The sequence below is a fragment of the Pontibacter rufus genome, from assembly GCF_015694705.1.
GTDB classification, from domain to species: domain Bacteria; phylum Bacteroidota; class Bacteroidia; order Cytophagales; family Hymenobacteraceae; genus Pontibacter; species Pontibacter rufus.
Window position 1 is genome coordinate 152793 of record NZ_JADQDR010000007.1, and the last position, 25161, is coordinate 177953.

At 49.2% G+C, this 25161-nt stretch carries 20 protein-coding genes; 7 read left to right on the plus strand and 13 right to left on the minus strand.

Annotated features, from left to right (window positions below; all coding sequences use genetic code 11):
* Window positions 1-100 precede the first annotated feature (100 nt).
* On the minus strand, window positions 101-2803 hold the full coding sequence (locus I2I11_RS13125; protein WP_196268177.1) for a D-alanine--D-alanine ligase family protein: 2703 nt from the start codon (window positions 2801-2803) through the stop codon (window positions 101-103).
* A 651-nt stretch (window positions 2804-3454) separates the two neighbouring features.
* On the opposite strand from I2I11_RS13125, the gene I2I11_RS13130 reads away from it, so the two are divergent.
* Both I2I11_RS13130 and I2I11_RS13135 read left to right on the plus strand, forming a co-directional pair.
* Window positions 3455-4654, plus strand: a complete 1200-nt coding sequence (locus I2I11_RS13130; protein ID WP_196268178.1) for a phosphoglycerate kinase — start codon at window positions 3455-3457, stop codon at window positions 4652-4654.
* Between the two features lie 251 nt (window positions 4655-4905).
* Window positions 4906-6342: an ammonium transporter gene (locus I2I11_RS13135; RefSeq protein ID WP_196268179.1), complete on the plus strand. Its 1437-nt coding sequence runs from the start codon at window positions 4906-4908 to the stop codon at window positions 6340-6342.
* A gap of 232 nt (window positions 6343-6574) precedes the next feature.
* Here the strand turns inward: I2I11_RS13135 and I2I11_RS13140 are convergent, their stop codons facing one another.
* The 4 genes from I2I11_RS13140 to I2I11_RS13155 form a co-directional block, all read right to left on the minus strand.
* Window positions 6575-8122: a 4Fe-4S binding protein gene (locus I2I11_RS13140; protein ID WP_196268180.1), complete on the minus strand. Its 1548-nt coding sequence runs from the start codon at window positions 8120-8122 to the stop codon at window positions 6575-6577.
* Between the two features lie 8 nt (window positions 8123-8130).
* Complete coding sequence (locus tag I2I11_RS13145) at window positions 8131-9504, minus strand: NAD(P)/FAD-dependent oxidoreductase (protein ID WP_196268181.1); 1374 nt, start codon at window positions 9502-9504, stop codon at window positions 8131-8133.
* Window positions 9505-9798: 294 nt separating this feature from the next.
* Complete coding sequence (locus tag I2I11_RS13150; protein ID WP_230680260.1) at window positions 9799-10941, minus strand: alpha/beta hydrolase; 1143 nt, start codon at window positions 10939-10941, stop codon at window positions 9799-9801.
* A 538-nt stretch (window positions 10942-11479) separates the two neighbouring features.
* Entirely contained in the window at window positions 11480-12016 is a 537-nt protein-coding gene (locus I2I11_RS13155) for a TetR/AcrR family transcriptional regulator (protein ID WP_196268182.1), read from the minus strand.
* A gap of 644 nt (window positions 12017-12660) precedes the next feature.
* Between I2I11_RS13155 and I2I11_RS13160 the strand changes: the two genes are divergently transcribed.
* Both I2I11_RS13160 and I2I11_RS13165 read left to right on the plus strand, forming a co-directional pair.
* A complete protein-coding gene (locus I2I11_RS13160; protein ID WP_196268183.1) occupies window positions 12661-14754 on the plus strand; it encodes a M13 family metallopeptidase in 2094 nt (697 codons plus the stop codon).
* A gap of 286 nt (window positions 14755-15040) precedes the next feature.
* Entirely contained in the window at window positions 15041-15949 is a 909-nt protein-coding gene (locus I2I11_RS13165; RefSeq protein ID WP_196268184.1) for a DUF2167 domain-containing protein, read from the plus strand.
* A gap of 108 nt (window positions 15950-16057) precedes the next feature.
* On the opposite strand, the gene I2I11_RS13170 is transcribed toward I2I11_RS13165, so the two are convergent.
* On the minus strand, window positions 16058-16792 hold the full coding sequence (locus I2I11_RS13170; RefSeq protein ID WP_196268185.1) for a porin family protein: 735 nt from the start codon (window positions 16790-16792) through the stop codon (window positions 16058-16060).
* Window positions 16793-17027: 235 nt separating this feature from the next.
* Between I2I11_RS13170 and I2I11_RS13175 the strand changes: the two genes are divergently transcribed.
* The 3 genes from I2I11_RS13175 to I2I11_RS13185 all read left to right on the plus strand — a co-directional run bounded on the left by I2I11_RS13175 (window position 17028) and on the right by I2I11_RS13185 (window position 19084).
* The gene (locus tag I2I11_RS13175) at window positions 17028-18077 is read left to right on the plus strand and encodes a nucleoid-associated protein (protein ID WP_196268186.1); all 1050 of its coding nucleotides are present in this window, start codon (window positions 17028-17030) and stop codon (window positions 18075-18077) included.
* Between the two features lie 117 nt (window positions 18078-18194).
* Window positions 18195-18635, plus strand: coding sequence for a hypothetical protein (locus tag I2I11_RS13180; protein WP_196268187.1), 441 nt, complete (start codon window positions 18195-18197; stop codon window positions 18633-18635).
* A gap of 257 nt (window positions 18636-18892) precedes the next feature.
* Window positions 18893-19084: a hypothetical protein gene (locus tag I2I11_RS13185; protein ID WP_196268188.1), complete on the plus strand. Its 192-nt coding sequence runs from the start codon at window positions 18893-18895 to the stop codon at window positions 19082-19084.
* A gap of 83 nt (window positions 19085-19167) precedes the next feature.
* Here I2I11_RS13185 and I2I11_RS13190 read toward each other — a convergent pair whose 3' ends face one another.
* The 7 genes from I2I11_RS13190 to I2I11_RS13220 all read right to left on the minus strand — a co-directional run bounded on the left by I2I11_RS13190 (window position 19168) and on the right by I2I11_RS13220 (window position 25096).
* Complete coding sequence (locus I2I11_RS13190; RefSeq protein WP_196268189.1) at window positions 19168-19719, minus strand: HD domain-containing protein; 552 nt, start codon at window positions 19717-19719, stop codon at window positions 19168-19170.
* A gap of 164 nt (window positions 19720-19883) precedes the next feature.
* The gene (locus tag I2I11_RS13195) at window positions 19884-20729 is read right to left on the minus strand and encodes a potassium channel family protein (protein WP_196268190.1); all 846 of its coding nucleotides are present in this window, start codon (window positions 20727-20729) and stop codon (window positions 19884-19886) included.
* A gap of 91 nt (window positions 20730-20820) precedes the next feature.
* Complete coding sequence (locus tag I2I11_RS13200; RefSeq protein WP_196268191.1) at window positions 20821-21282, minus strand: RlpA-like double-psi beta-barrel domain-containing protein; 462 nt, start codon at window positions 21280-21282, stop codon at window positions 20821-20823.
* A gap of 552 nt (window positions 21283-21834) precedes the next feature.
* Window positions 21835-22743 carry a DUF5996 family protein gene (locus I2I11_RS13205; protein ID WP_196268192.1) on the minus strand — a complete coding sequence of 303 codons (909 nt, stop codon included), beginning with the start codon at window positions 22741-22743 and terminating at the stop codon, window positions 21835-21837.
* Between the two features lie 41 nt (window positions 22744-22784).
* Window positions 22785-23354 carry an NADPH-dependent FMN reductase gene (locus tag I2I11_RS13210; protein WP_196268193.1) on the minus strand — a complete coding sequence of 190 codons (570 nt, stop codon included), beginning with the start codon at window positions 23352-23354 and terminating at the stop codon, window positions 22785-22787.
* A gap of 162 nt (window positions 23355-23516) precedes the next feature.
* The gene (locus tag I2I11_RS13215) at window positions 23517-24260 is read right to left on the minus strand and encodes a TVP38/TMEM64 family protein (RefSeq protein ID WP_196268194.1); all 744 of its coding nucleotides are present in this window, start codon (window positions 24258-24260) and stop codon (window positions 23517-23519) included.
* Between the two features lie 11 nt (window positions 24261-24271).
* Entirely contained in the window at window positions 24272-25096 is an 825-nt protein-coding gene (locus I2I11_RS13220) for a rhomboid family intramembrane serine protease (RefSeq protein WP_196268195.1), read from the minus strand.
* Window positions 25097-25161 lie beyond the last annotated feature (65 nt).

Genomic DNA, 25161 nt, shown 5'->3' on the forward strand with positions numbered 1-25161 from the left:
TATAAGCCAAAAGACGCAGGACAAAAGACACAAGACTCTTCTATCCTACTTCTTCTCCTCATTTCAACTTTCTAATTCTCTTACTCTTTAACTTTCTAACTTACTCCATATTCTTCATCCGGGTGCGCTCGATGCCGAACTGCAGGATGCGGTTGATAAACTCGTACGGTTTGTACCCGTTGATGGCCGTCTGGTGAAAAATGCAGGTAGCCGGTGTCATGCCAGGTAACGAGTTTACTTCGATGATGATTGTCTCCACTTCGTTGTTTTCGTACACCCGCACAAAGGCATCGATGCGTGCATAGCCTTCGATGTTGAGGATCTGGGCCACGCGCCTGAGGTCTTCCTTCACTTTATTCGAAATTTTCTGGCGGAGTTTCGGATCAGCAGCGTAACGGGCCGGTGTGATGTTCTGCCCTTCGCCTGCCAGAAACTTTTCCTCCAGCGACAGCACTTCCCCTTCCGCCAGCGCTTCAGATGCTTCAAACACTTCGTAATCCACGGTGCCGTCCGGGCTGTATTTCGTAAGCAGGCCACCCGTAATTTCCAGAAAGTGCTTCGCCCCGTTTTTGGAGATAAGCTCCTCTACCAGGAAACCGGCTTTGTTCGGAAATTCCTCTTTGAAGCCGAGCGACAGCGTGCGTGCGCATTCGGTGTCCAGTTCCTCCATCTCGCGGAACATCAGCGTCGTAAACGCTTCCAGTTCGCGGCGGTTCTTTATCTTTTTAACGGCCGAACTACAGCCATCGTCTGCGGGCTTAGCAATGAACGGATACGCGAAGCTAACTTCTATACTTTGGTAGAATGCCTCTTTGTCCTGCAGCCAGTCTTCTTTTAAAGCCATCTTATGCTTGGCTACTGAAACGCCATGTTTGGCCAGCAATTCATTGGTTTCATACTTGTTGATGGTGATCTGCGAGGATCGGATACCAGAGCCGTTGTACGGAATGTGCAGTTTCTCCAGTTCCTGCTGCAAAGCGCCATCTTCGCCTGGCCGGCCATGCAAGGCGATAAACACCGCGTCTACCAGGTTTTTGAGTTGGCTGTACGTAATGCGTTGCGGCTCCTGCAGCACCTGCCCCGTATACTTTCGGGTAATGCCTTCGGCCTCCTGCATGATTTGCGCCAGCACCGGGTGCGGTTGGCCACCGTGCGCAAAGTGCAGTATTTTTTCTTTGATGTCGTCAGCGTTGTCCTTCAGCATAATGTTCACCGGAATGGTGTACAGGCGGTGCTCCTCGTTGCTGCCCGTCAGGAAAATAGGCAACGGCTCATACTTTACTGATGACGAAAGTTTCTCGTAAATATTGCGTCCGCTCTCTACCGAAATATGGCGCTCCGAAGAATAACCGCCCATAATCACGCCTACGCGAATCTTGTCGTGGCGGTGTGCCTGCTGATCCTTGATGGCTGTATCCAGCTGTTGCAGCAGCCGCGCCAGCTTTACGGTATCTTTGCCCGATTTGAGGCGTTCGGCTACGGAAGTGCGGATGATGTAAGTCAGGAATTGAGATGGATTCAGCCCGATTTCGGCCGCCTGGTGGAAGAAGAACGACGAGGGCAACATGCCGGACGTGGTATTCGGATCATTCAGGAAAATCTCACCATTCTCGGTAAAAAAGCCATCCAAACGGGCGTACACGTTAAAGCCAAAAGCCTTAAACAGTTTGCTGCACGCTTCTCTGATGCGCTGGATATCTTCCGTCGGCAGGTTAATGGGCGTGATTTTACGGCTCAGGCCGGGCAGGTATTTGGAGCGGTAGTCGAACACTTCGCTGCCTTTCACGATTTCGGTTGGCGGCAAAGCCAGCGCCCTGCCATTTTCTTCCTGCACCACAATGCACGAAAACTCTCTACCCTGTATAAACGCCTCTACCAGCACCTGCTGCTCGTGCTCTATGTTGGTGAGCGTAATAGCGTCGGTGGCAGTGCTGTTGAAAGTATGCCTGATGTGGTTGAGTAGTTCCTCGGGATGATAAATGATGGTGCCGTTCTGCAGCAACACGGGCATGCCGATGCCTTCGCGGATATCCACCAGTTGCTTCATGCCGGCTACCTGCTTTTCTTCGCTCTGCGCCAGCCACTGGCTTTTATAGATAGTTTTGGTGAAAAAGCTGCGCTCCACCCCTGCCTCAAAAGCGGCAAAATTGTTTTCTTTGATGATGGAAACGCCGATAGATGAACCCTGGTGCGGCGCCTTTAGTACCAGCGGCAGGTCTAAGTCAGCCACCAGCTGCCTGAAAATACTTTCGCGCTTCGCCAGGTCCGACCAGTCGTTGTATTGTATGGTCCGGTAATCGGGTGTCGGGAAACCGTGCTGTTTAAGCATTTCCTTCTGCGCCGCCTTGTCGATACCAACTGCTGACGGCAGGATGCCCGAGCCGGAATACGGAATATGATACCACTCCAGCAGCCCCTGGATGCTTCCATCTTCGCCATAAGGGCCGTGCAGCGCCAGAAATGCAAAGTCGAAGTGGTTCCGGAACTCGTTGGGCTGCAGCCGCCTGCCTGCTTTGGCAATAATCGCGTCCTGCTCGGCTATACTCAGCTCGCCCAGCGACTCCAGGTATATCTGCAGGCCGTGCTCTGTTTCGGGCAGCGCCTCCACCGGCGGGTAAAAATCGCGGATGGTGCCTTTGTAAATGTATTGCCAGTCCAGCAGTATAAAGTTGCCGAGGCTGTCGGCAAATACCGGAACCGCCTCAAACAAAGCTTTGTCCAGGTTATCGTAAACTGTACGGCCGCCTGCAAACGAAATTTCACGCTCACGCGATGGCCCACCGAAAATTATTCCTACTCTCATCTCCGCAAAGATAATAAATAGAGGGATAAAGTTAAGCGCTTAAAGTCAGGCGCTGTGTTAGTTTAAAAAGGTTAAGGTTCAGGTGGTAGTGGTTGAAGCATAGTTTATACCTTCTGCTATACTTTGTAGCTGCTTTTCATCCTCAGTTTTACAAGCAGTTTGTTTCATTTTTGGTTTTGGCGTCCTCAAGGCCGGGAGGCCTCGTCCCTGGGTTGAGAGCTGTGGCGTGAACCTGCGCTGGAGCGCTGCCCTTCGGGCACCGGAACACACCAATCGAGGGCCCCTACCCCCAGGCGCTCAACCCAGGGACTGGAATCATTTCCGGTAGCTGCTATTTATACTATGCAACTTGTACAGAACGGCTGGGTGGGGTAGGTTCCCCTTCTTAGATTATTGGCTGAAACGAGCGTTTTAAGCTAACGAGCATAGCGCTGAAGTATTAGGGCGGTAAAGCCGGAATTATAGAAAGGCCTCACAGTAGGCACGGCTCCTGCGGGTGTCTGCGCCAGGCTGCCCAGAGTATTCTCTTTATACCAGATGCAACTTATACCTGTTATGCGATATTTGCTTATACTTGCAAAACAGCAACAAAAATCCTGCGAATCACGAAAAACCAATAGTAACAACAAAAACAATAATTAATTCTACCAGATGAAAACTATCGACCAGTATAACTTTGCCGGCAAAAAAGCATTGGTGCGCGTGGACTTCAACGTGCCGCTCGACGAGCATAACCGCATCACAGACGATACCCGCATCCGGGCGGTGGTGCCCACTATCCGTAAAATTCTGGGCGACGGCGGCTCCGTTATCCTGATGTCGCACCTGGGCCGCCCCAAAAACGGGCCGGAGGAGCGCTACTCGCTCAGGCACCTGGTAGATCACCTGTCTGATGAGTTTGATACCGTGGTACGTTTTGCCTCCGACTGCATCGGCCCTGAAGCAGCCGCCATTGCCAAAGACCTGAAACCACGCGATATCCTGCTGCTCGAGAACCTGCGCTTCCACAAGGGCGAGGAAAAAGGCGACCCTGAATTTGCCAGAGAGCTGGCCAGCCTGGGCGATGTATACGTGAACGATGCTTTCGGCACCGCCCACCGTGAGCATGCCTCCACTGCCGTGATTGCGCGCTACTTCCCTAATGATAAAGTAATGGGTTACGTAATGCAGGCCGAACTGGAAAACGCCCGCCGCGTTCTCGACAACGCGGAGCGTCCTTATACCGCGATTATGGGCGGCGCTAAAATATCTGATAAAATCCTGATCATAGAAAAATTGCTTGACAAAGTAGACTACCTGCTGATTGGCGGTGGCATGTCTTATACCTTTATAAAAGCTGATGGCGGCAACATCGGCGCCTCGCTGGTAGAAGAAGACAAAGTGGATCTGGCGGCCCGCCTGATTGCCATGGCCCGCGAAAAAGGCGTAACCATGATGATACCTGTTGACTCGGTGATTGCCGATGAGTTCAGCAACGACGCCAATGTAGACATTTGCCTGAGCTACCACATCAAACCATTGTGGATGGGCCTGGACATCGGTCCTGATGCCCGTGAAACGTACGCAGACGTTATCCGCAGTTCTAAAACCATACTCTGGAACGGGCCAATGGGCGTGTTTGAGATGTCTAACTTCTCGGTGGGCACCGAAGCGATTGCCGATGCTGTGGTAGATGCCACCCGCCTGGGCGCTTACTCGCTGATAGGCGGCGGCGACTCTGCTGCTGCTGTAAACCAGATGGGCTATGCCGACAAAGTATCCTATGTATCAACGGGTGGCGGCGCACTGCTGGAATACATGGAAGGTAAAACACTGCCTGGCGTGGCCGCACTGGAGCGCACAGATTACTAAAATATACTTTAATCATACTTCAGAAATCCCCTGCTGCTTAAAAGTGGCTGGGGATTTTTTATGCCGGTTCTATTTCCCTGCTCCGTTCATGCTTCTTTTCATATAATTCAATCATTTACATAAAAAAATATCATAAATACATTAAAACTATTTTTTTATTGAATATTTATCAATAACATTGTCTTTATAATAACAATATGGATATTGAAAGTATTACCTGAAAACATGTATTAACATTAATACTAAAACTTATGAGCTACACAGACGAAACGAAACAGGCATTTGCCTCGCCCGGACCGGCGCCAACAATCCGGGAAACGGAATTTGCCGCTCCAGGAGCGACAACAGAAGTGCCTCATACTATTGCGCCGCCCGGAGGCCGGTACCTGTCCAGGGTGCCTTTTCTGCTGCTACTGGTTGTTGTTGCTGCTACTTTTGTTTTCCCTTCTGTTCCGGCCGCTACAGACAATAGCCCCATCAGCGCTGCAGATACTGCCTGGATGCTGACGGCTACTGCCCTGGTACTGATCATGACACCCGGCCTCGCCTTCTTTTATGGAGGTATGGTGAAGAAGAAGAACGTTATTTCCACCATGCTGCAAAGTTACATCTGTATGGCACTGCTGGCCGTAATCTGGGTCGTGTATGGTTTCAGCCTTGCTTTTGGCGACTCCATTGGCGGCCTGATTGGTAACCCGCTTACTTACTTTATGATGCATGGCGTCATTGAGAGCAAACCCTGGCCCCTGGCCCCTACTATTCCGTTGCTGCTGTTTGCCATGTTCCAGCTCAAGTTCGCCATCATCACCCCAGCCCTTATTACGGGCGCCTTTGCGGAGCGCATCCGCTTCACATCCTATGTGTTGTTCATCGTGCTGTTCTTTACCTTTATTTATGCGCCGCTGGCACACGCCACCTGGCACCCCGACGGCCTCCTGTTCAACTTTGGTGTGCTGGACTTTGCCGGCGGCACTGTCGTGCACATGTCAGCAGGATGGGCGGCCCTAGCCTCTGCTATTTTCCTGAAAAGGCGCTCCGATACTACGCATAATCCTGCCCGCATTACGTATGTGCTGCTGGGTACAGGTTTGCTTTGGTTCGGCTGGTTCGGGTTTAACGCCGGTTCGGCCATGGGTGCAAGTCCGCTTGCCGTGGTAGCGCTGGGCACTACAATGGCTGCTTCTGCTTCAGCTGCGCTGGCCTGGATATTTTTTGATGCACTGAAAGGCCGCAAGCCTTCTGCTATGGGTACCTGTATTGGTGCAGTGGTAGGATTGGTGGCCATTACACCCGCGGCAGGCTTTGTGACCATCCCGCACGCGCTTGCCATTGGCTTTATTGCTGCCGTTATCAGCAACCTGGTAGTGGAGTGGCGCACCAAAACCACCCTGGATGATACGCTGGATGTTTTCCCCTGCCATGGTGTCGGCGGTATCGTAGGAATGCTGCTGACAGGCGTATTTGCCAGCCAGGCCGTAAACCCGGCCAACACCACTGGTAACGGCCTGATTTTCGGCGAAACAAAGTTATTCCTGATTCACCTGGTTACTTTGGTGGGCGTTTCGGTTTTTGCTTTTGCGGGTTCCTGGCTGCTACTTATGCTCACCAACCTGATTACGCCCCTGCGCGTGTCTGCGGATGAGGAACATACAGGCCTTGACTTAACCCAGCACAACGAGTCCTTATAAGCTACAGCATCAGCTTTATACTTCCATCCCCTGCCGCCGGCATGCGGCAGGGGATTTTTGTTAAACCACGGCTCGTTTATACTTGCGACTGGTCTTTTTTGATGCTGCTGTAAACTGAATAAACAACACATTTTCAGCACCTGATCAGGAGAGTATAAAAGCCTGATCACCATAAGTATAAGCAAGACTTTATTCTTGCTTATACTTATGCCCTTTTACTTACTTCAGTCCGTCAGGATAAAACTTCGATGGATTCATTCCCAGTCAGGAACGGGATATCGGTGATGCGGCCCTGTTCCGGGCCATTCTCCAGTTTCAGCACACCTCTGGGGCAAACCGAAGCGCATATGCCACAGCCCACGCACGATGCGCGCACCACATTCTGGCCGCGCTGCGCATACCAGCGCACATCAATACCCATTTCGCAATAAGTGGAGCAGTTGCCGCAGGAAATACATTGTCCGCCGTTGGTCGTAATCCGGAACCTGGATTTAAAGCGCTGCACAATGCCCAGGTATGCGGCCAGCGGGCAACCAAAGCGGCACCACACGCGGTTGCCCATCAGCGGGTAAAAGCCCACGCCCACCACACCGGCAAAAGCAGCGCCTATCAGAAAGCCATACCACTGGTGCAGCACGCCCGTGGCCTGGCCCAGCAGACCAAAATTCATGAAGTAATTGACAATGGTCAGAAGCGTAATCAGCACAATAATCACCAGCACACTATAAACCATGATGCGCTCCACATTCCAGGCTTTCAGGGACTTATCAGATAGATGGCGGTAAGGGTCGCCGGCGGTTTCGGCCAGGCCGCCGCAGCCGCACACCCAACTGCAATACCAGCGCTTGCCGTAAAAGTAGGTCATCAGCGGCACACCTATAATTATCAGCAAAATGCCCCACACAAACATAAACATGCCGATGGCGCCGCTGCTGAGCATACTGGCCACGTTGTAGTCAAAAAAGAAATCATAATCCAGTGGCCAGATGTTTTTGAAGTCGTACCAGGGTTTGTTGAGCAGCACCAGGATTTCGGGCAGTATAAAGGCAAAACTGAGCTGGAAAAACATGACGGATGCGGTGCGCAGTGTCTGGTATTTGTTGCCGCGGTACTTCCGGAACATCCTAACACCCATCACCAGAATGGCTAAGGTATAAATGGTGCCGTAGAGAAACCACTGACTGGCCGGGCCGCCCGAAAGTGCATAGCTTAGCGGATCTACGAGCAGCGTCCAGTTTACGATGTAGGCCGGAAACCAGTAAATCAGCACGTACAACACAATCAGGTAGGCCCCGATGATGATGCCGATAATACCCCTCGATTTGTTGGACGAGAACATGACACCGTTGTTCTTGATACCGGCAGGCTCGTCTTTATACTTGGGCAGGATGTTTAGCAGCGCTCCCGCTGCGCCCAGCACAATGGTGAGCAGGAGCAGCAGCAGCCGGTTATCTTCTACAAAGCCCTGGCTGGCGATTTTGGTAAGCGCAAAAGTATAATCGTCCCAGATTACGACACCGCCAGACTGCCAGTTTGCCTGTTGCGCCTCGTTATAAGCATCAAAGTACTTTTTAAAATTACTGACAAAAGCAAAGCTGGAAGTGTAGGTTTTATCCAGTATGGGCGCCAGTTCTGTTTTCAGTATCTGAAATTGTTCCGGCTTTACCACCTCCTGTAACTGCTGCTCTGATAGGCGGAACTGGCCCAGAAAAAGCAACAGGTTAAAGAGCACCAGCGCTGCTAGAAAAATGCCAAGCCCGAGTTTTTGTATATTTTTCATGGTGCAGTTTATAAACCAAAGACCGACAGCAGTGTTTTCTTTTCCTTCTCCGGTTGCAAATTAGTGCCAAATTGCTGGTTATAGGCCTTTAGTATGGCGTGGTGGTGTTTATCATAAAACTCCGTGTCGAAGTTGGCGCGGTGCAGCTGCTTCAGCACTTCTTCTACCGTGCCGCCTTCACGCAATACCCGGTCAAAGAAGTCATGGCGCAGGCGCATCCCCAGCGCGTTTATACCCTGCAGCTTTTTGCTTCGCCCGTCAAACACCGCCCGGAAAGCAACTTTGCCGCTTTCGTGCTCCCAGTAAAACGATTCCAGCGGCTCTTCCCACTTAGCCGGCACTATACCGTAGGTCTGGTATTCAATATCGAGGAACTTGGCGGAGTTAAACCACGGCCCCGGCTGGTATGCTACAGGAAAATGTGCCAGGTTGTGCGCCAGCGTTTCGCCGTGCATACGGCCCGTGTACCACACCTGCTCTACGGGTTTGCGCAGCGGCGGCGGGTTGCGGTACTCCACACAATCACCAATAGCGAATACATTTCGGATGCTGGTTGCAAAAAATTCATCTACCAGAATACCACGGTTCGTTTCCAGCGGTGTGTCTTTCAGTAAGCCGGTGTTTGGACTTACACCAACTGCCAGGCCCACAAACTGGCAGGCAATTTCTTCTCCGGCACCCGTTACTATGCCCCGCACATGCCCGTTGCCGTCATCCAGAATTTCCTTCAGCTCGGTGTTCAGGCGCAGGTCGATGTGGTGCTCGCGGATATGGCGGCTGACGAGTTGCGCTTCTTCTTCGGGCAGCACGTTGCCCCAAAAGTTAGCCTCACGCACCAGAAACGTAACCTCAATCTGGCGGCTGCGCAGCATCTCGGCCATTTCTATACCTATCAGACCGCCACCTACCACCACAGCACGCCCGCAGGTTTGCGTGGCAGCTTCCATACTTTCGAGGTCCTGGTAGCTGTATAAACCCTGTACCCCTTTCAGGTTTTGCCCCGGCCAGCCGAACATATTCGGTTTAGATCCCAGCGCCAGCACCAGGATGTCATACTTTAACGGAGCCTGCTGTTGTAGTTGCAGCTCTTTCTGCTCAAAATCTATACCCGTTACCCAATCATGCACCAGGTTGAGGCGGTTCTTCTGCCAGAACCAGTCTTCGTAAGGTTGGGTATGTTTATACTTCAGGTGGCCCATGTAAATGTACATGAGCGCGGTGCGGGAGAAAAAGTATTCTGTTTCGCCGGAGATGATGGTGATATGGGCGGCGCTGTCGCGTTTGCGCAGGTGGCGCGCGCACGTAACGCCTGCAATGCCGTTGCCGATGATAACAATGCGGCGCCCCTTGGTGCTGATGCAGAAATCACCGCTTGCTTTCATTTTCTTTATGCAGGTTTATTTCACTTGATTAGGATAGTCAGGCTAATATAAGCATTTCAGGTGGTTGCTGCTGCATACAACAGGTATAAACTATACAGCGCCGCCAACCCGTTCAACACTGCGCCATAGCCTAAGAAGAGGTATTTCCTAATAAAATACCAGATTTATGTGCCGATAAAGCAACACCTTACTTCGTTAGATTACAAGTATAAACCGCCATCCCGGGAGTTATCAGGATGGCGGTTTATACTTGTGTAAGCCCGTACTATCGGATTTATTTACTGCCTGTCGGGCTTATTTTTCAAAGGCCTCTTTCAGTTCTCTGGCAGCCAGTTCCTGCGCTTCTTTGGCTTCAGGCACCACGGTGGCCATGCCAAAAAACTCATGCGTTACGCCTTCATACACCTGCGCTGTAACGGCCACGCCTGCCGCCTCCAGGTGATCAGCATATTCCTGTCCCTCGCTCTGCAGCGGGTCAAGCTGGGCGTTGATGACTGTTGCCGGTGGAAGGCTCGCCAAATCTGTTGCCTGCACGAGCGAAATCAGCGGGTTATCTCCATCTTCAGGAGAACGCAGGTACTTATCGAAGAACCATTGCATCAGCGACTTGCTTAGGGGATGCGCCTTGGCATACTTGATGTAAGATGGTGTGTTAAAGTCATAGCCTGCGATAGGGTAAACCAGCAGCTGATGCACCGGCATCTGCACGTTCTGGTCGCGGGCCATCAGACACATGGCAGCAGCCAAATTACCGCCTGCGCTCTCGCCGGCCACAGCCACGCGCGTACCATCTATATTAAGAGAGGAAGCATTGCTAAGCACCCATTTATAAGCTGCAAAAGAGTCGTTGTGAGCGGTAGGAAATTTGTACTCCGGTGCCTGACGGTATCCTACAGATACGACCACAGCTCCTGTTTTTTCACTTAAAGCACGGGCTGAGGCATCATAGGCATCAATGCTCGCGATTACCCAGCCGCCGCCGTGGTAGTACACAATGCCCGGATAAGGCGCAGTGGCATTTTTAGGAGTATAGATGCGCACATGAATGGTGCCGCCTTCTACGGCAATTTCCTGACCGGTAGTGTCAACTTTAGAAGGAGGCATGGGAATGCCATTGTCTTCCATAACTGCCAGCACAGCATCTTTCGGAGTAGGCGCCATACGCGCTTCTTCTGCAGTGCGCTCGTATAAAGGCGGCTGGCCAACCAGGCTGTCCAGTTTCTCAATCACAGCCAGCATCTGCGGCTCAATGTTTGGCCCCCATTCCGGCTGTGGCCCATTGGGCTCTATATCAATTTCATCATCATTGTTGCAAGCCGATATCATGGTAACGATACATGCCATTGCCAGCACTTGCACTACACGGTGCCATCCATCTTTCGTTTTCTGCTTTCCGTTTGCACCTAGCATCTGGAATTTTATCAAGTTTGTTTTCATGTTTTCTGATAAGGTCGTACTGTTAAATAGTTAAATTCTAATTATACATACGAACGACCTTTGCTGTACAGATTTATCAGACACAAAAAAACCTCTCAACAAACGTTCAGGGCAGGCGAAGCAACACATTAGTATTGCTTAAAGATTCTAATCTGTCTTAGATGCTGCTTATCAAATGTACAAACATATCATTCTCCTGCATTTAGCATATTTTGCTGCAAGTATGATTAATGAAAGTATAAAGTATAAACCATAGCTCATACCTCCTTCCATATGCAAACCTGGCACATTATGAAGGTATAAGAGCCCATAACCTTATCTCTGAGAGGCAAAAAGTACCAGAAAAGTGCTTAGAAAGCGTGCAAAAGAGTAAGGCAGATAAAAACGGCAGCCGGGTAATATGTTTGTTGATGCACAGTATAAGCGCATATAGCCCCATGTTCCTGTTTAGCTTCGGAACAGCACGGGAATCTATACATCAAATATTTATACTTTATATTATTAACCCAGGAGTGGCTTAATATTTTGAAAGTACAACCTAAACTACCTCGTACTTGGATTTGATAAGACTTAACAGCTTTATAAATTTATCTTTATCTCCCTCCATCGAAAAGAGCCGCCACAAGCCTTCCACCGTCAGCAGCAGAAACTCAGCCTCCAGTTCCGGCTCCTGATAGCCTAACTTTGTGAACGCCTCTACCAGGTTTTTCATGATAGATTGCGCGTAACGCATGTGGTGCTTCTGTGCTATTTCCTCATTCGCCAGTTTAAACTGCATGCGCCAGAAAGCCCTGTCTTCCTCTACCAATATCAGGGGCATATCAAGCACATTGGCGATAAGTTTTTGGGGATCATCTTCCAGCACCAGCCCTTTGCTCGTTTCCATCACGCGCCGGTAACCAGTCTTCACTACAATGTCCAGCAGGTTTTCTTTACTGATATAATGTTTAAAAATAAGCCCCTCCGAAACACCTGCTTTTTTTGCTATCAAACTCGTAGGCGTAGCAGTATAGCCGTTTTCGGCAAACAGGTTAAGCGCTGCTTCTAATATAATATCTTTCTTCGTTTTAATCATTGTTCTGTAAGCTTACTCTTCGCAGTAGATTAAGCCCTTATTGGTGCCTAAATTTAATTATGTATTCCGGCTTGGTTGTAACCTGCCCTGTTTTCTTATTGTTAAATCCTTTGTCGCTCCCGCAAATTAAATCTTAAAATCCGGCGCCTTGGGACAGGTAAACGGCCTGTTCCTTAAGTAAAAAAATGCCCGGGCAAACGATTTCATGCTTTTGTTTGTTAGGCATGCACAAGCAATTTAATGTTGTAACAATAAAAATATTAGCTTTGTTTCGCATTTAAATAACCTTGCTTTCCGGCACCATTTGCTTTTACAAATCGGGGAGCCTGGCCTGCAGTAAATGCGGCTCTGTATTTTTCTGGCTGATTTTATGTATAAATTGTTCCCTGGTAATAAATTGCTGTGCGGGTATTTAACAAAAGAATTAATTTTATTGGATGATACCCTCTCTTAAATGGCGCAAAGTACATATTTAAGTAATGCGCTCAAATTATCATTATACTTCAGCAGTTGCTGATTTCACTTAACAGTTTTGAAATAAATGATTTATACGTAAAAAAAGATATTTAATCTTCTTTTATACGAGGCTTAATATTTGCTTTAACTCCTTATACTTTATTTGATTAATAACGCTTAACAAACCTATGACCAAGCAGCACGCGAACAAGCCGGTTTCGAACTGGAAAAATTATCTGACATTACTCCTCTTTGGAGCCGGCTCTTTATGTGCCGTTGATGCGTCCGCACAATCCGCACAATATGATGCCGGAAGTACAAAGAATAAGCCTTTTATCGACAAGGCAAACATGGACCTGTCGGTAGATCCCGGAGACAATTTTTACGAATATGCCAATGGCAACTGGGTAAAAAACAACCCCGTGCCGGCCAAAGAAACACGCTGGGGCAGCTTCAACGAGCTTCGTGATTTCAACATTAATGCTGTAAAGTCTCTCCTGACAGCAGCTGCTAACAACAAGAACGCAGCGCCGGGCTCCATCGAAAAACGGGTAGGTGACTTCTACGCTGCCGCCATGGACAGCAATGCCATCGACAAACTCGGTTTTACACCCATCAAAGCAGACTTGAAAAGAGCAGGTGCGGTTAAAAAGCCACAGGATGTACTCAACGAAGCAGCTTACCTCAGAACCGTAGGTTTCAGCTCGCCGATGTTCGGTTTTTATGTAGGCCAGGATCGCAAAGATGTAACGAACATGGTGCCCCAGCTAAGCCAGGGCGGCACAACCCTCCCCGACCGCGACTATTATCTGAAAGATGATGCCCGCACGCAGAAAATTCAGGACGCTTATAAAACCTACATTACTACCCTGTTCACGCTGACGGGTGTGCCAAAGGCCAAAGCGCAGAAAAATGCCGAAACTATCTTCAACCTGGAGAAGCAACTGGCCGAAGCGCAGATGAGCCGCGTAGAAATGCGCGACCCCTACAAAACCTACAACAAGTTTGCTGTCGCTGATCTGAGCAAGACCACACCGAACATCAACTGGAAGCCGCTGATGGCTAAGATGAAGGTTACGGGCGAGGACACGGTGTTGGTCAACAACCCGAAATTCTTTAAGGAACTGAACAGCCTGGTGGCCAGCGTACCCGTGTCTGACTGGCAGACGTATCTGCAGTGGAACGTATTGAAAGCCTCTGCCCCATACTTAAGCAAGCCCTTTGTAGATGCCAATTTTGCTTATACCCAGGCTTTGTCGGGGCAGAAAGTGCCAACGCCGCGCTGGCAGAAAATGTCGTCTTTAACAGACGGAAGCATTGGCGAACTGCTGGGCCAGCTGTACGTGAAGGAGTATTTTAAGCCGGAGGCGAAAGCCCGTATGCAGGACATGATCAGCAACCTGGTGAAGGCCTACGAGATCCGCATCAAAAACCTGGACTGGATGAGCGCTGAAACCAAGGAGAAAGCCCTGGCCAAACTGCATGCCTTTACGCCTAAAGTAGCCTACCCGGACAACTGGAAAAACTATGAAGGACTCGATATCAGCCGCAAATCCTTCTTCCAGAACGTGAAAAACGCTGATACCTGGGCTTACAACGACATGGTAAGCCAGCTGGGCAAACCCGTAGACAGAACCCGCTGGGGCATGACCACGCCCACCGTTAATGCTTATTACAACCCGGTGATGAACGAAATTGTGTTCCCGGCCGGTATCCTGCAGTTTCCATTCTTTGATCCGAATGCGGATGATGCGGTGAATTATGGCGGCATTGGCGCTGTTATCGGGCACGAAATCTCCCACGGCTTCGATGATTCCGGCAGTCAGTATGACAAAGACGGCACACTGCGCAACTGGTGGACAGAAGAAGACCGCGCCCGCTTTAAGGAGAAAGCCGAAGCGCTGCAGCAACAATACGATGCCTATACTGTGCTCGATACCATACACGTAAACGGCAAGCTTACTTTGGGCGAAAACATCGGCGACCTGGGTGGCCTGAATGCTGCCTATGAGGCCTTTAAAATGACAGAACAGGGCCAATCGAATGAAAAGATTGACGGTTTTACACCAGATCAGCGCTTCTTCCTGGCGTGGGCACAAGTATGGCGTACCAACATTTTGCCGGAAAGCGCCGCACAGCAGATCGTAACTGACCCACACTCACCGGGCCAGTACCGCACCATCGGCGCGCCTGTGAACATGGATGCCTGGTACAAAGCCTTTAATGTGACGCCGGACGACAAGCTCTACAAAAAGCCGGAAGACAGAATCAGACTCTGGTAAGTATAAGCAGGGCATGAACGTACTTTAAAAACTGACGCTATACCTGCTTTATACCTGAAGCGCCCCGGCCAAATGGCCGGGGCGCTTTTTATTTTCCGGTCTCAAAATCCTGCTGCAGCTCTGCCTCATTTATCCTTCAATCTATAAGATGATGACTGGTGCTGCAGTATTCTAATTATATTTTTATACTATTTTTTAAAACTATTATAGTATATAAGAATTACTTTTATATATTTGATTTTCATTATATATACCTGCCGGAGAAACCTTATACCTTCTTATATTTATGAAACACCTTTACTTTTTGTTCTTTGCTTTTCTTGCTACCACGGCTGCTTTTGCGCAGGAAACTGATTCGCTGCAGCTGGAAATGCAGCAGATAGAAAGCAGTATGAAATATCAGCATGGCGAAATAAGCCTGCGCGACGGCATTGCTAAAATTACGGTTCCCGAAGGCTTCAAATACCTGGATGCGGAACAGGCCGAGTATGTGCTGACCGACTTGTGGGGAAACCCGAAAAGCGGGACAAGCTTGGGTATGCTTATCCCGGAGCAGTATGGCGTGCTGGATTCCAGCTCCTGGGTTTTCAATATCGAGTATGATGAAATTGGTTATGTAAAAGACGATGACGCCGGGGAAATTGACTATGCTGACCTGCTGAAAACCATGCAGTCAGAAACCCTGGAGGAAAACCCGGCACGCCAGAAAGAGGGCTACGAACCAATTTACCTGATAGGCTGGGCATCAAAGCCATACTATGACAAAGAGCGTAAAATCCTGCATTGGGCTAAAGAGATACAGTTTGGAGAAACCGAAGGAAATAATACCCTGAATTACAATGTGCGCCTGCTGGGCAGAAAAGGCGTGCTGGTGCTGAACGCCATTGCCGGCATGAGCAGCCTGCCGGATGTAAAGCAGAACATCAACCTGGTAACCAATAGCGTTGCTTTTGAGAAAGGCCACAGCTATTTCGACTTTAACCCCGAAGTGGACGATGTTGCTGCCTGGACTATCGGTGGCCTAGTGGCAGGAAAAATACTGGCCAAAGCCGGCTTCTTTGTTGTACTGCTTAAGTTCTGGAAAGTAATCGGCTTAGCCATTGTTGCTGCCGGTTCTACAGTTGTCAAGTGGTTTAAGCGCCGGAAAGCAAACACCATCTACGAAGGTCCTAATCATCCTGAAACGACAGCTTAATTTTATCTTTAAGTATAAACAGTAAAAGGCGCTACCTGCAAATCAGGTAGCGCCTTTTATGTATTGTGGCCGGCCTTATAAATCCTCGAAACCTACACAAAGTATCTTTTAGAAGGTATAGCCGAGAGAAGCTTTTACAACGCGGTTATAGGTGTCGAAATTGCCGTTGCTATCAATGGTGCTGAGGCCGTAATCGTAGCCGGCGCTAATATTGAAGCCGCTCGTAAACCGATAGCCCAGTCCGCCCGTTACTGCCACATCCACATCCCGGAAGCCGCTGTTCATGTCCCATTCGCGGTTTAGGGCATTAAAACCAAGGGCGCCTGCTTCTGCCTTCACCTTGTTAGAAACAAGATACGATACCTGCGGCCCGACAAAGAAGTTAAACCCTTCGCCTACGTATACCCGGGCCAGCACCGGCACATCAATATACTCGGCTTTGTTGGTTACGGTAAGGTTGGCATTCAGAAAATCGCTCCCTTCCAGGGGCAGTTTGCCGGTCAGTTTAGTTCCTTTCTGCGAGTATTGCAGCCCGGGCTCAATTTCAAATCCCGGAATGACGGGTATGCTTACATAAGCGCCCACATGGAAGCCCTCGCGCATCTTTCTGCTCGCCGAGCCATCCGTTAAATCAAGTAAATCCTGTGCGCTGTTCACCGATTCTCCCTCCCACTGCGCCAGATTTCCGCCAACCCGCACGCCGAAGCGTACCGGGCTAACCTGATTGCCGGTTCTGCTATAAGTTTGCGGCTGTTTGCCGTATCTGTTCTGTATCTGCTGCGCATTCACCTGTGTGGCAATAAGGCCTAACACAATGGCGATAAGTAAAAATGTCTTCTTCATGATTTCCTCCTTTTAAGTTTCTGAAATAGAAAGCTGCGCTGCTCGTTTGGCTGAATGTAAAAACCGTGCCACGTTATTTCAACTAGTTCTGTAAATTTTCATACATGTATTTACAAGACTGATTATCAGAATTGTACCCTGTGAAAATATATTCTCAGGCACTCCGGTAGTATACCTTTGCTCTTTCCGGATGCATAAATGCTTACCTTTGCAGCCGTAATAAATACAAGCAGAAATGAGCGAGAAAACACAGGTGCGCCTGAAGCAGGTGGCGGTGCACCGCGTTGGCAACAAGGCAAAAGATGAGGGCGTGCTGGTATCCAGGGAACTGGTGGACGTACGGGAGGAACAGCTCTCCGACTTGCTGCTCACTTATTTTCTGTCGCCGTTTAAGCAGGAGGAGTTTTTCCGGTTTACCCATACTTCCGACCTGGCCCTGAACGAGATGTTTGCCTATGCTGCGCTGATGTTTGCGGAGCCGGAGAAATTTCATACTTATTCGGTACACATCCTGAACCACCTGTATGAGCAGTCGGATCATCCCAAGGTAAAAAGCGGTGAATTGTACGTGGTATACTTCTCGGGCTGTGTGATGGCGGATGCTATAGTAGATGCCATTGGCATTTTTAAATCGGAGAACAAAGACACCTTTCTCACCTTCCGCGACGAGGCTGACGACCTGCGCGTGGACTACCAGTTCGGGGTAAACCTGAAAGGCGTGGACAAAGGCTGTATGATTTTTAACGTGGAGGCGGAAGATGGTTTCCGGGTAAAGCTGGTGGATGCCAACAGCACCGATGCCGTGTTCTGGAAAGAGGATTTCCTGAACGTAGCCGAACTCAAAGACACCAACTTCAACACCAAAACCGCGCTGAACCTCTGTAAGGATTTCTCGGAAGAAGTGTTTGCCCGAACCGAAAGCAAAAAAGCGCAGGTAGAATTCATCAGCCGCTCCGTGGACTATTTCTCTAAAAGCGACACTTTTGATTTAGAGGAATTCACAAGCAGCGTGATTGACGAGCCGGAAACAAAAGAACGCTTCAAAAACTACAGCCAGGCATTTGCCGAAGAGCGCGACATCGAGGGATTTACCGACTTCGCCATCAACAAAAACACCGTACGCAACATGAAGCGCAAGTTCCGCAATTTCATCAAACTCGACACGCAGATAGAAATCAAGTTCAGTGGCCATAACCCCGAGCAAAGTGAACAGTATGTAGAGCGGGGCTTCGACAAAGAACGCGGTATGCACTTTTACAAAGTATACTTTCACAACGAAAGCTAACGCTACCCGCCCGAAACTATACGTTTGATGCCTTTGTTAACAAGACCTTGTCCAAAAGTATAAATCAGGAACGATAATTGTTCCTTACATTAAATTGAATACCAAATTACCCGAATTATGAAGCAAGCAGCTTTTGCCATACTTATTGCTCTTTTCACTTCTGCCGCCTTTGCCCAGGGAGCCGGTAAACAAGCCGCCAAAGCCACTGCCCAGCAGGCGGAGCCGGATATTACGCAACGCGCCCGTGCCATTACGGACAGCATGGTGAAAAGCCTCCATCTGAATGCAGAGCAGGCCAAAAAGATACAATCCATCAACCTAACCAGTATGCAAAGCGCAGAGGCTGCCAAAGAAAAGTATAAAGCCCACCCGCGCAAAATGGTTGCCCAGATGGATATCATCAACGAGACACGCCTTTCACAGATAAAGGATGCTCTGACGCCGCAGCAGTTCCAGCAGTACCAACAAAGGCGCGAAGAAAAGATGGGTGTGCCCCAGGAGGCGCAGAGCAACCCTGAAGCGCGGCAGCGTAGCCCACTGAACCAGGAAAGCTACTAACAGAATATACTCTGCCATACCTCACAGCAGCCTTTATACTTGTGCAGAGACGCAATATTTTGCGTCCTCGCGCGCGCTACGGCATCAGAGTTGTCAGCCCGGTGACGGCAAAAGCCAGGAGCTATAAAGCAGGTGATGTACCCTTACCAGTGCACGGCAAAGCTAAATACTGTTACCGGAGGCTAAACGCTAACCGAAAAGGAAAAGATTAAGCCCGCTTGCCGGCCGTTTTGTATTTTTGTAAAAACCAGCTTATCATGCGTATCAGGAAAAAGGTAAAGGCAACGCTTCCGCAACAAGGCTCCCGCTTTGCTGCCTTAGATCAGTTCGTGAAAGCCGCCGAAAAGGAGGACTGGTCGGAGCAGGAAATTCAGTTTGTCATAAATGAAGTAGTGGATGCCCGGGACGACAAGGAAGGCTTCGAAATCCTGAAAGATTACAGTAGCTAAACCGACACAGGTATAACCTCAGGATTATACTTTCACTTAAAGCACCAGTAGTAAGCTTTAGATACGCTATTTTGCCTCAGGGCTCATGCCAGCGGTTGCAATTGTAGTTCATCCTGATGCGCTTGCAGCACCTTTATAATAAAAGCGATGTGCTCGTTCAGGTCCACGCCGAATAACGCTGCACCTTGCCGTACTTCCTCGCGATCGACAGAAGCGGCAAAGCTTTTCTGCCCCAGCTTCTTCACCACCGATTTTACTTCCAGCCCATCCAGGCGCTGAGGCCGCACCTGGGCGCAGGCTACCACAAAGCCGGTCAGCTCATCACAGGCCAGCAGGGCCTTATCCAGCGTTGTTTCGTAGGGAACGCCCCAGTGCGTATAGTGTGCTGAGACGGCATGTGCTACCTCCTGCTCCCCACGCTCGCGCAACAGCTGCACAATCACGTTCGGGTGCTGATCGGGGTAAGCCTGATAATCGGCATCATGCAACAGACCGGCCAGGGCCCATTTGTGTTCGTCTTCTCCCAACTTGCGGGCATAAGCTGTCATTACCAGCTCCACGGTGCGTGCGTGGCGCAACAGGCTGTCGCTTGTCGTCATGCGATGCAGTATTTCCAGCGCTTCTTCGTGAGTCATAGATTCTCAGAAATGTTTTAAGATAGCCGGACAAAAGCAGGCAGAAAGCAGGCCAAGTATAAAACAGCAGCAAGGAGATCTTATACTATAACCAGGCTTCCACGACTGTTGCCGGCTTGTTCAGCGTCTAAAATACAGCTTTGGCGGCTACCGGCAAAACTATTTTATACTTCAGGATGCTGCTGCTTTTCAGGTGGATGTTCCGGCGGCAGGTGCTGCAGAACAGCCTGCAGTTCAGACCGAAGCAGCTTTATTTCCACTTCCAGCGCGTGTACCTGTTTGGCGCCCACTACTTCCGACTCATTGCTGTCAGCATCCCGATCGATAAAGAAGGTAGCCAGCGTAGCGGTAAAGTAGCCGAACACCGCAAAGCCGTAGAGCGCTAGCAGCAGGCACAGCATCCGCCCTTCGGCGGTTACCGGAAAGTAGTCACTACCGATGGAAGTGAGCAGCATTACCGTCCACCACAGTGCGTCTCCGTAAGTTGTCAGTCCTTCTTTGTTCTCAAAGGCATACATGCCCGCCGACCCGGCCAGCACCACCACCAGCGTGATAGCCATTACGTAGCCAAAAGCGCGGCGCTGCATAGACTTGCCGAGGCTGCGCATGCCCCTGTTGATGGAGCCAACCACCTTTACCAGCCGCAGGCCGCGCACGGCCCGCACCGAGCGCATCACCCGGAAGACCCGCGTAATGCGGAATATCCGTAGCGCCGGTATCACCAGCGAAATGGTCGTCAGTACATTTTTCTTGAGAAACGGGAGCTTGTGTGGGGCAAGTATAAATTTGAGGAGGAAATCAAGTATAAAAATAACCCAGATAATGTTGCTGCATAGTTCGAGCAGGGGCGAGAGTCCCCGTATCAGTTCCAAAACCAGTAACAGCAGCCAGATAAAGCCAAGCACCACCATCGGCCCCTCCAGCGCGTCTTCTATACGGTGCAGCAGCTGGTAGCGCTCCCGGGTCAGTTGTTCGTTTACAGCCTTCTGCCGCTGTTTCTGATCCGCCATAAGTATAATTCAGATTTAAAAGGCAATTTTGTTTTATTGCCTTAAGTACGGCTTGGGCGGGCGGTTCGTTTGGTTACAGCCGAAAGCGCATCTATAGTTTGGCCACCTGCACTTCGTCCCAGAAGCCCATGATGCGGTCTTTGCGGCCTACCAGTATGTCGACGCGGTTGTGGATGCGGCGGTTCATGACATCGCGTACGATGTACAGGCCATCCATTTCTTCAGAAATGCCTGTCACCAGCAGCGAATCGCCGTAGTTTATTTCGCCGCCCCAACGGCTGTGCAAATCACGCGATACGGCAATCCACCGTTGTTTTCCGGGATCATGCTTATTGATGCGGGAACCGTCGGCAGTGGTATAAGGCGTGGCATCGGTCTGGTTTGGCTCGGGGTAGTAAACAGAGGCCGAAACGGTGAAGGTCGGCGGCGCGGGCTCCGTCTTTATCTTGGCCTCGGCGGAATCTACAGAAGGCAGGATTAACAGGTGTTTTTCAGTTTTTGGCGTTGTGGACTCCGCATTAACAAAGGAAAATTCTTCAGCAAAAGCTATCATAACAGAGAGAGCAGCTGCCAGCAGTTTGTACCTAAACATATACTTCTATTTCGTGAAACATCGATTTCGAATGATAAACACGCTTAAACGACAGTCTCCCGGAATGGTTGTAAATATTGTTTAATCAGGCTTTAAATGCACTATTTTAGGCTAATTGCCAACATTGTGATTATTTATATATTTTATTAAACTGATTGATTGTTAAAAAATATAAAAATGAGGGGTGCCGCAGGCGGGGTGGTTTGCCTTATCAAAGAGAAAAGTAAGGCCTGGCCGGCGAGGCGAAAAGCCAGCACATAGCTTTGAAATTAAAGCTCTCAGAAAAGCATGCAGAAATCCTTACAAGTAAGTTGTCTGTGTAATTATAAGTATGAAAGGAAGTTTAAATCAAGTATAAGTCATAGCTTCACCATGATGTTTATACTTCAGGTCTTTTGTCCTTTGTCATACTTTCTTTCTCCCTATACTTAGCTTAAAAGTATACAAAGAAAAGAATTCTACCCAGCCAGGCCGTTCCTTATGCTCCATAAGCCCTGTTTTATAATTCCTGCTTTACTTGTTAACTTCCAGTACATCCCTGTCCCATTTTGCTAAGTCTGCGGCTGCATCGTAGGTGCTGTGCAAAAAATCAAGCAATGTTTCCTCGGGGTTTTCAGCTTGTTGCACTGCTTCATAAGGTAAAATAAATTCTCCTAGTTGTTGATGATAATAAGCCTGAGAAGGTTTGACAGGGGCATCTTTAAATCCATTGGGTTCCGGGTAAATATAGGAATAGAAGGCAGCATAGGGAAGTGCTTCGCTTCCCGGCCAGAAGCCAGCGCTGCTAACTTCCTGGGAATAGGCTTCTTCGGCTACCCAGTCCGGCAAATTAGGTACTCCGCCAGGATGTTTTGGGGCTTTGCGCCCAGAAAAGCGTGATACGGCAAGGTCTGAAGCACCCCAGAAAAAGTGGACAGGACTGCATTTACCTTTGAATTCAGCACGAAACCGGGTAAAAACATCCTGGGTATTAAGCAGGGCCCGATGAAAGTTCCCAATCTCCTTCACATCATAGCTGCGATGTATCTCATCCTGATAGAAAGGAATGGCATTTTCAATCTCATTAGGAATGGGATTAATTTTTACCTGTATTTTTAATTCAGCAAGCAGCTTATGTATATTCCTGTAAAAATCAGCAACAGAAATGCCTCTAAGTTCAAATTGCCGGATTTCTCCCGAATCGGTTATTATCTTTAACTGGTGGTTGATGAAGTCAAAGTCAATCTGGAAATGTTGATTTCCATCCTGCATTTCTGATGTGGTCAGCCCGGTTGGTGTAACTCGTAGCGTTACATGCCAGGCATGATTAATCCACGGAAGTTTGTCAATTTTAATTTTGCCTACAACCTGCATCCATAACAGCAAGGTTTTATAAGTCTCTTTTTCATGCTCGTAAGAAAGTTTGGGCCAGTTAGGTTTCATAACAAGGAGTCTTTTATGATATGTATAATGTTTATTAATCACTAAACCTGCCTGGCATCCTGTTCTTTAGATTGATATACGATTTCTGCCAAAGCAACGAAAGCGTCCAGAAACTTATTCATCCGCTGTCCATAGCTTTCATCAGTAAGTTGCTGATTGGTGAATAATTTTTGTACCTGTGGCGTAATCAGAAATTCGGGAGCTACAATTCCGTTTAACTTCAGTACGTAATGCTGAAGGTTTTTTAAGGCATTTATTCCTCCCAATACACCTGACGAAACAGTTACAATCCCAAAAACTTTATGAGCGTACTCTTTATAAAAATAATCCATGGTGTTTTTCAGGGCACCAGAAAAACTGCCATTATGTTCAGGCGAAACAATGATAAAAGCGTCCGTATGGTCGAGCTTATTTTTTAACTGTTTAAGTATCTCACCCGGGGCGGGATGCTTATCATAAGTATAGTCCAACAGAGGCAGATTTAATTCTTTCACATCAAAAAGCCAGTTCCGGATATTTAATTTATCTAAACTGTTTTTCACTTCCACCGCCACTTGATGAGATTGCCTTTCAGGTCTTGCACTTCCGGATATAACTGCGATATTCATCATTTCTTACTTTTTAATGACCTGGTGTTTAGTATGCTTTATTGGGATACAACTGCAGTTAACCCATTTTGAAAAGGAACTCTTTTTATTTTAGTTAACGAGCGTTTTATGATTAGAAAGTGTGCGTTTGAGGTTCTAATGAGCAATGTTCCTGTAAATTGTAAGTCAGGCCTTGCCGGAGGACTTACTTCCACGGACATATTTGTCGTACACAATGTATCCAATAAAGAGCGCCAGGCTGACAACTGATACCCAGATCAAGCCGGTTTTCAGGCGCTCGTTATTTTCACCGAGCCAAGCCAGCAATATCGTAAGCGGCACAATGCCCGCCATGGTAGCGCCAATAAAGCGCCAGTAGCCCATTTCGGCCAGGCCTGCCACAAAGCTCACCGCATCGTTTGACAGGAAAGGCGAAATACGGGCAATAACGACAGCCCACAAGCCATACTTATCTACGAAATCCGTTACTTTTTTCTCTGCTTTGTGCCCGATGAGTTTTGTAATCCCCGCCTGCCCCACGCTTCGCCCTATAAAATAACCTGCCGTAGAAGCTACCAGTACGGCCACAACAGCTATAACAGATCCCCAGATCGGGCCATAGGCAATAATGGCTACCAGCATCAGCAGCACCACGTTTATCACCAGCAGAAACATCTGCGCCACCATCGCCAGCACGATGTAAACCGGTCCCCAATATCCAAACTGGCTTACCCAGCCCGAAATGCGCTGCTCGTCTCCGCTGGTCAGCACCTGCCATGCTTCGTTTACTCCCGCCTGAAAACCCGGAAAGATAAAATAAGCTGCCACCAGGCCCCCGATAAGTATGGCAGTGCCAATTAAGGGCCATTTGCTTTCTTTGGTTTGCTGCCTGTGCTGTTCAGTAGTAGTAGTTGCCTGCTTATCTGCCATGTTGCTTTTGTTTATTCCCGTTTCCGTTTAGACGAAGAAGCGGCAGGCTTTGTTGGAACTGCCAAAGAGAAGCTGGTTGTATGCAGCACATAACTGTGCCTGTTATCTGCCGGAGCCGTGCCGGGCAACACGGTATAACTCACCTGCAGGTGCCGGTAATGATAGCCGATGGTGCTGCTCAGGTGGCGCTGCGCTATACTAGCTGCCACGGGCGCAGCCGGCAGTGCCACCCGTGCTGCCTGGTTGTTACCATATAGTATGGCTGCCACCAGCCCCGACAGGATGCCGCCAAGGTGCCCTTCCCACGAAATCTGCTCATCTGTCGGGAAAAGGCCATAAAACAGGCCGCTGTACAGGAACAACACCACCAGCGAAACAGCCATAGCGCCGCGGTTGCGCTGCAGAAAGCCGTTGAAGAGCAGGTAGCCAGCCATGCCGTATACTACACCGCTGGCGCCCACATGGTAATTTTGCCGCCCGATAAACCACGTCAGCAGGCCGCTGAGCACATACACCAGCAACAGCACACGCGTGGCTACAGGCCGGTGCATGTATAGTATAAAACCGCTCAGCAGCACCAGCGGAAAAGAATTGGAGAGCAGGTGCACCAGCCCTTCATGTATAAGCGGAGCCGTCAGTACACCAATTAAGCCAAAAAAGCTGCGCGGGAATATGCCCAGCCACACCAGGTTGGCCTCCGTCAGGTACGAAAGCAGGCTGATGAGCCACAGCAATGCCACAAACAAAGTACCGGGCAGGAAGCTGTAGGCAAACAAATCATTTTCGTCTGAGATGGTTCTGCGGTCGCGGGATAGATTTACTGTGCTTCGTGCCATGTGTAGGGTCTTGCGCCGCTTAAATATACTTGAAATGCACAAAACAACCTGCTTTCTGCCGACCA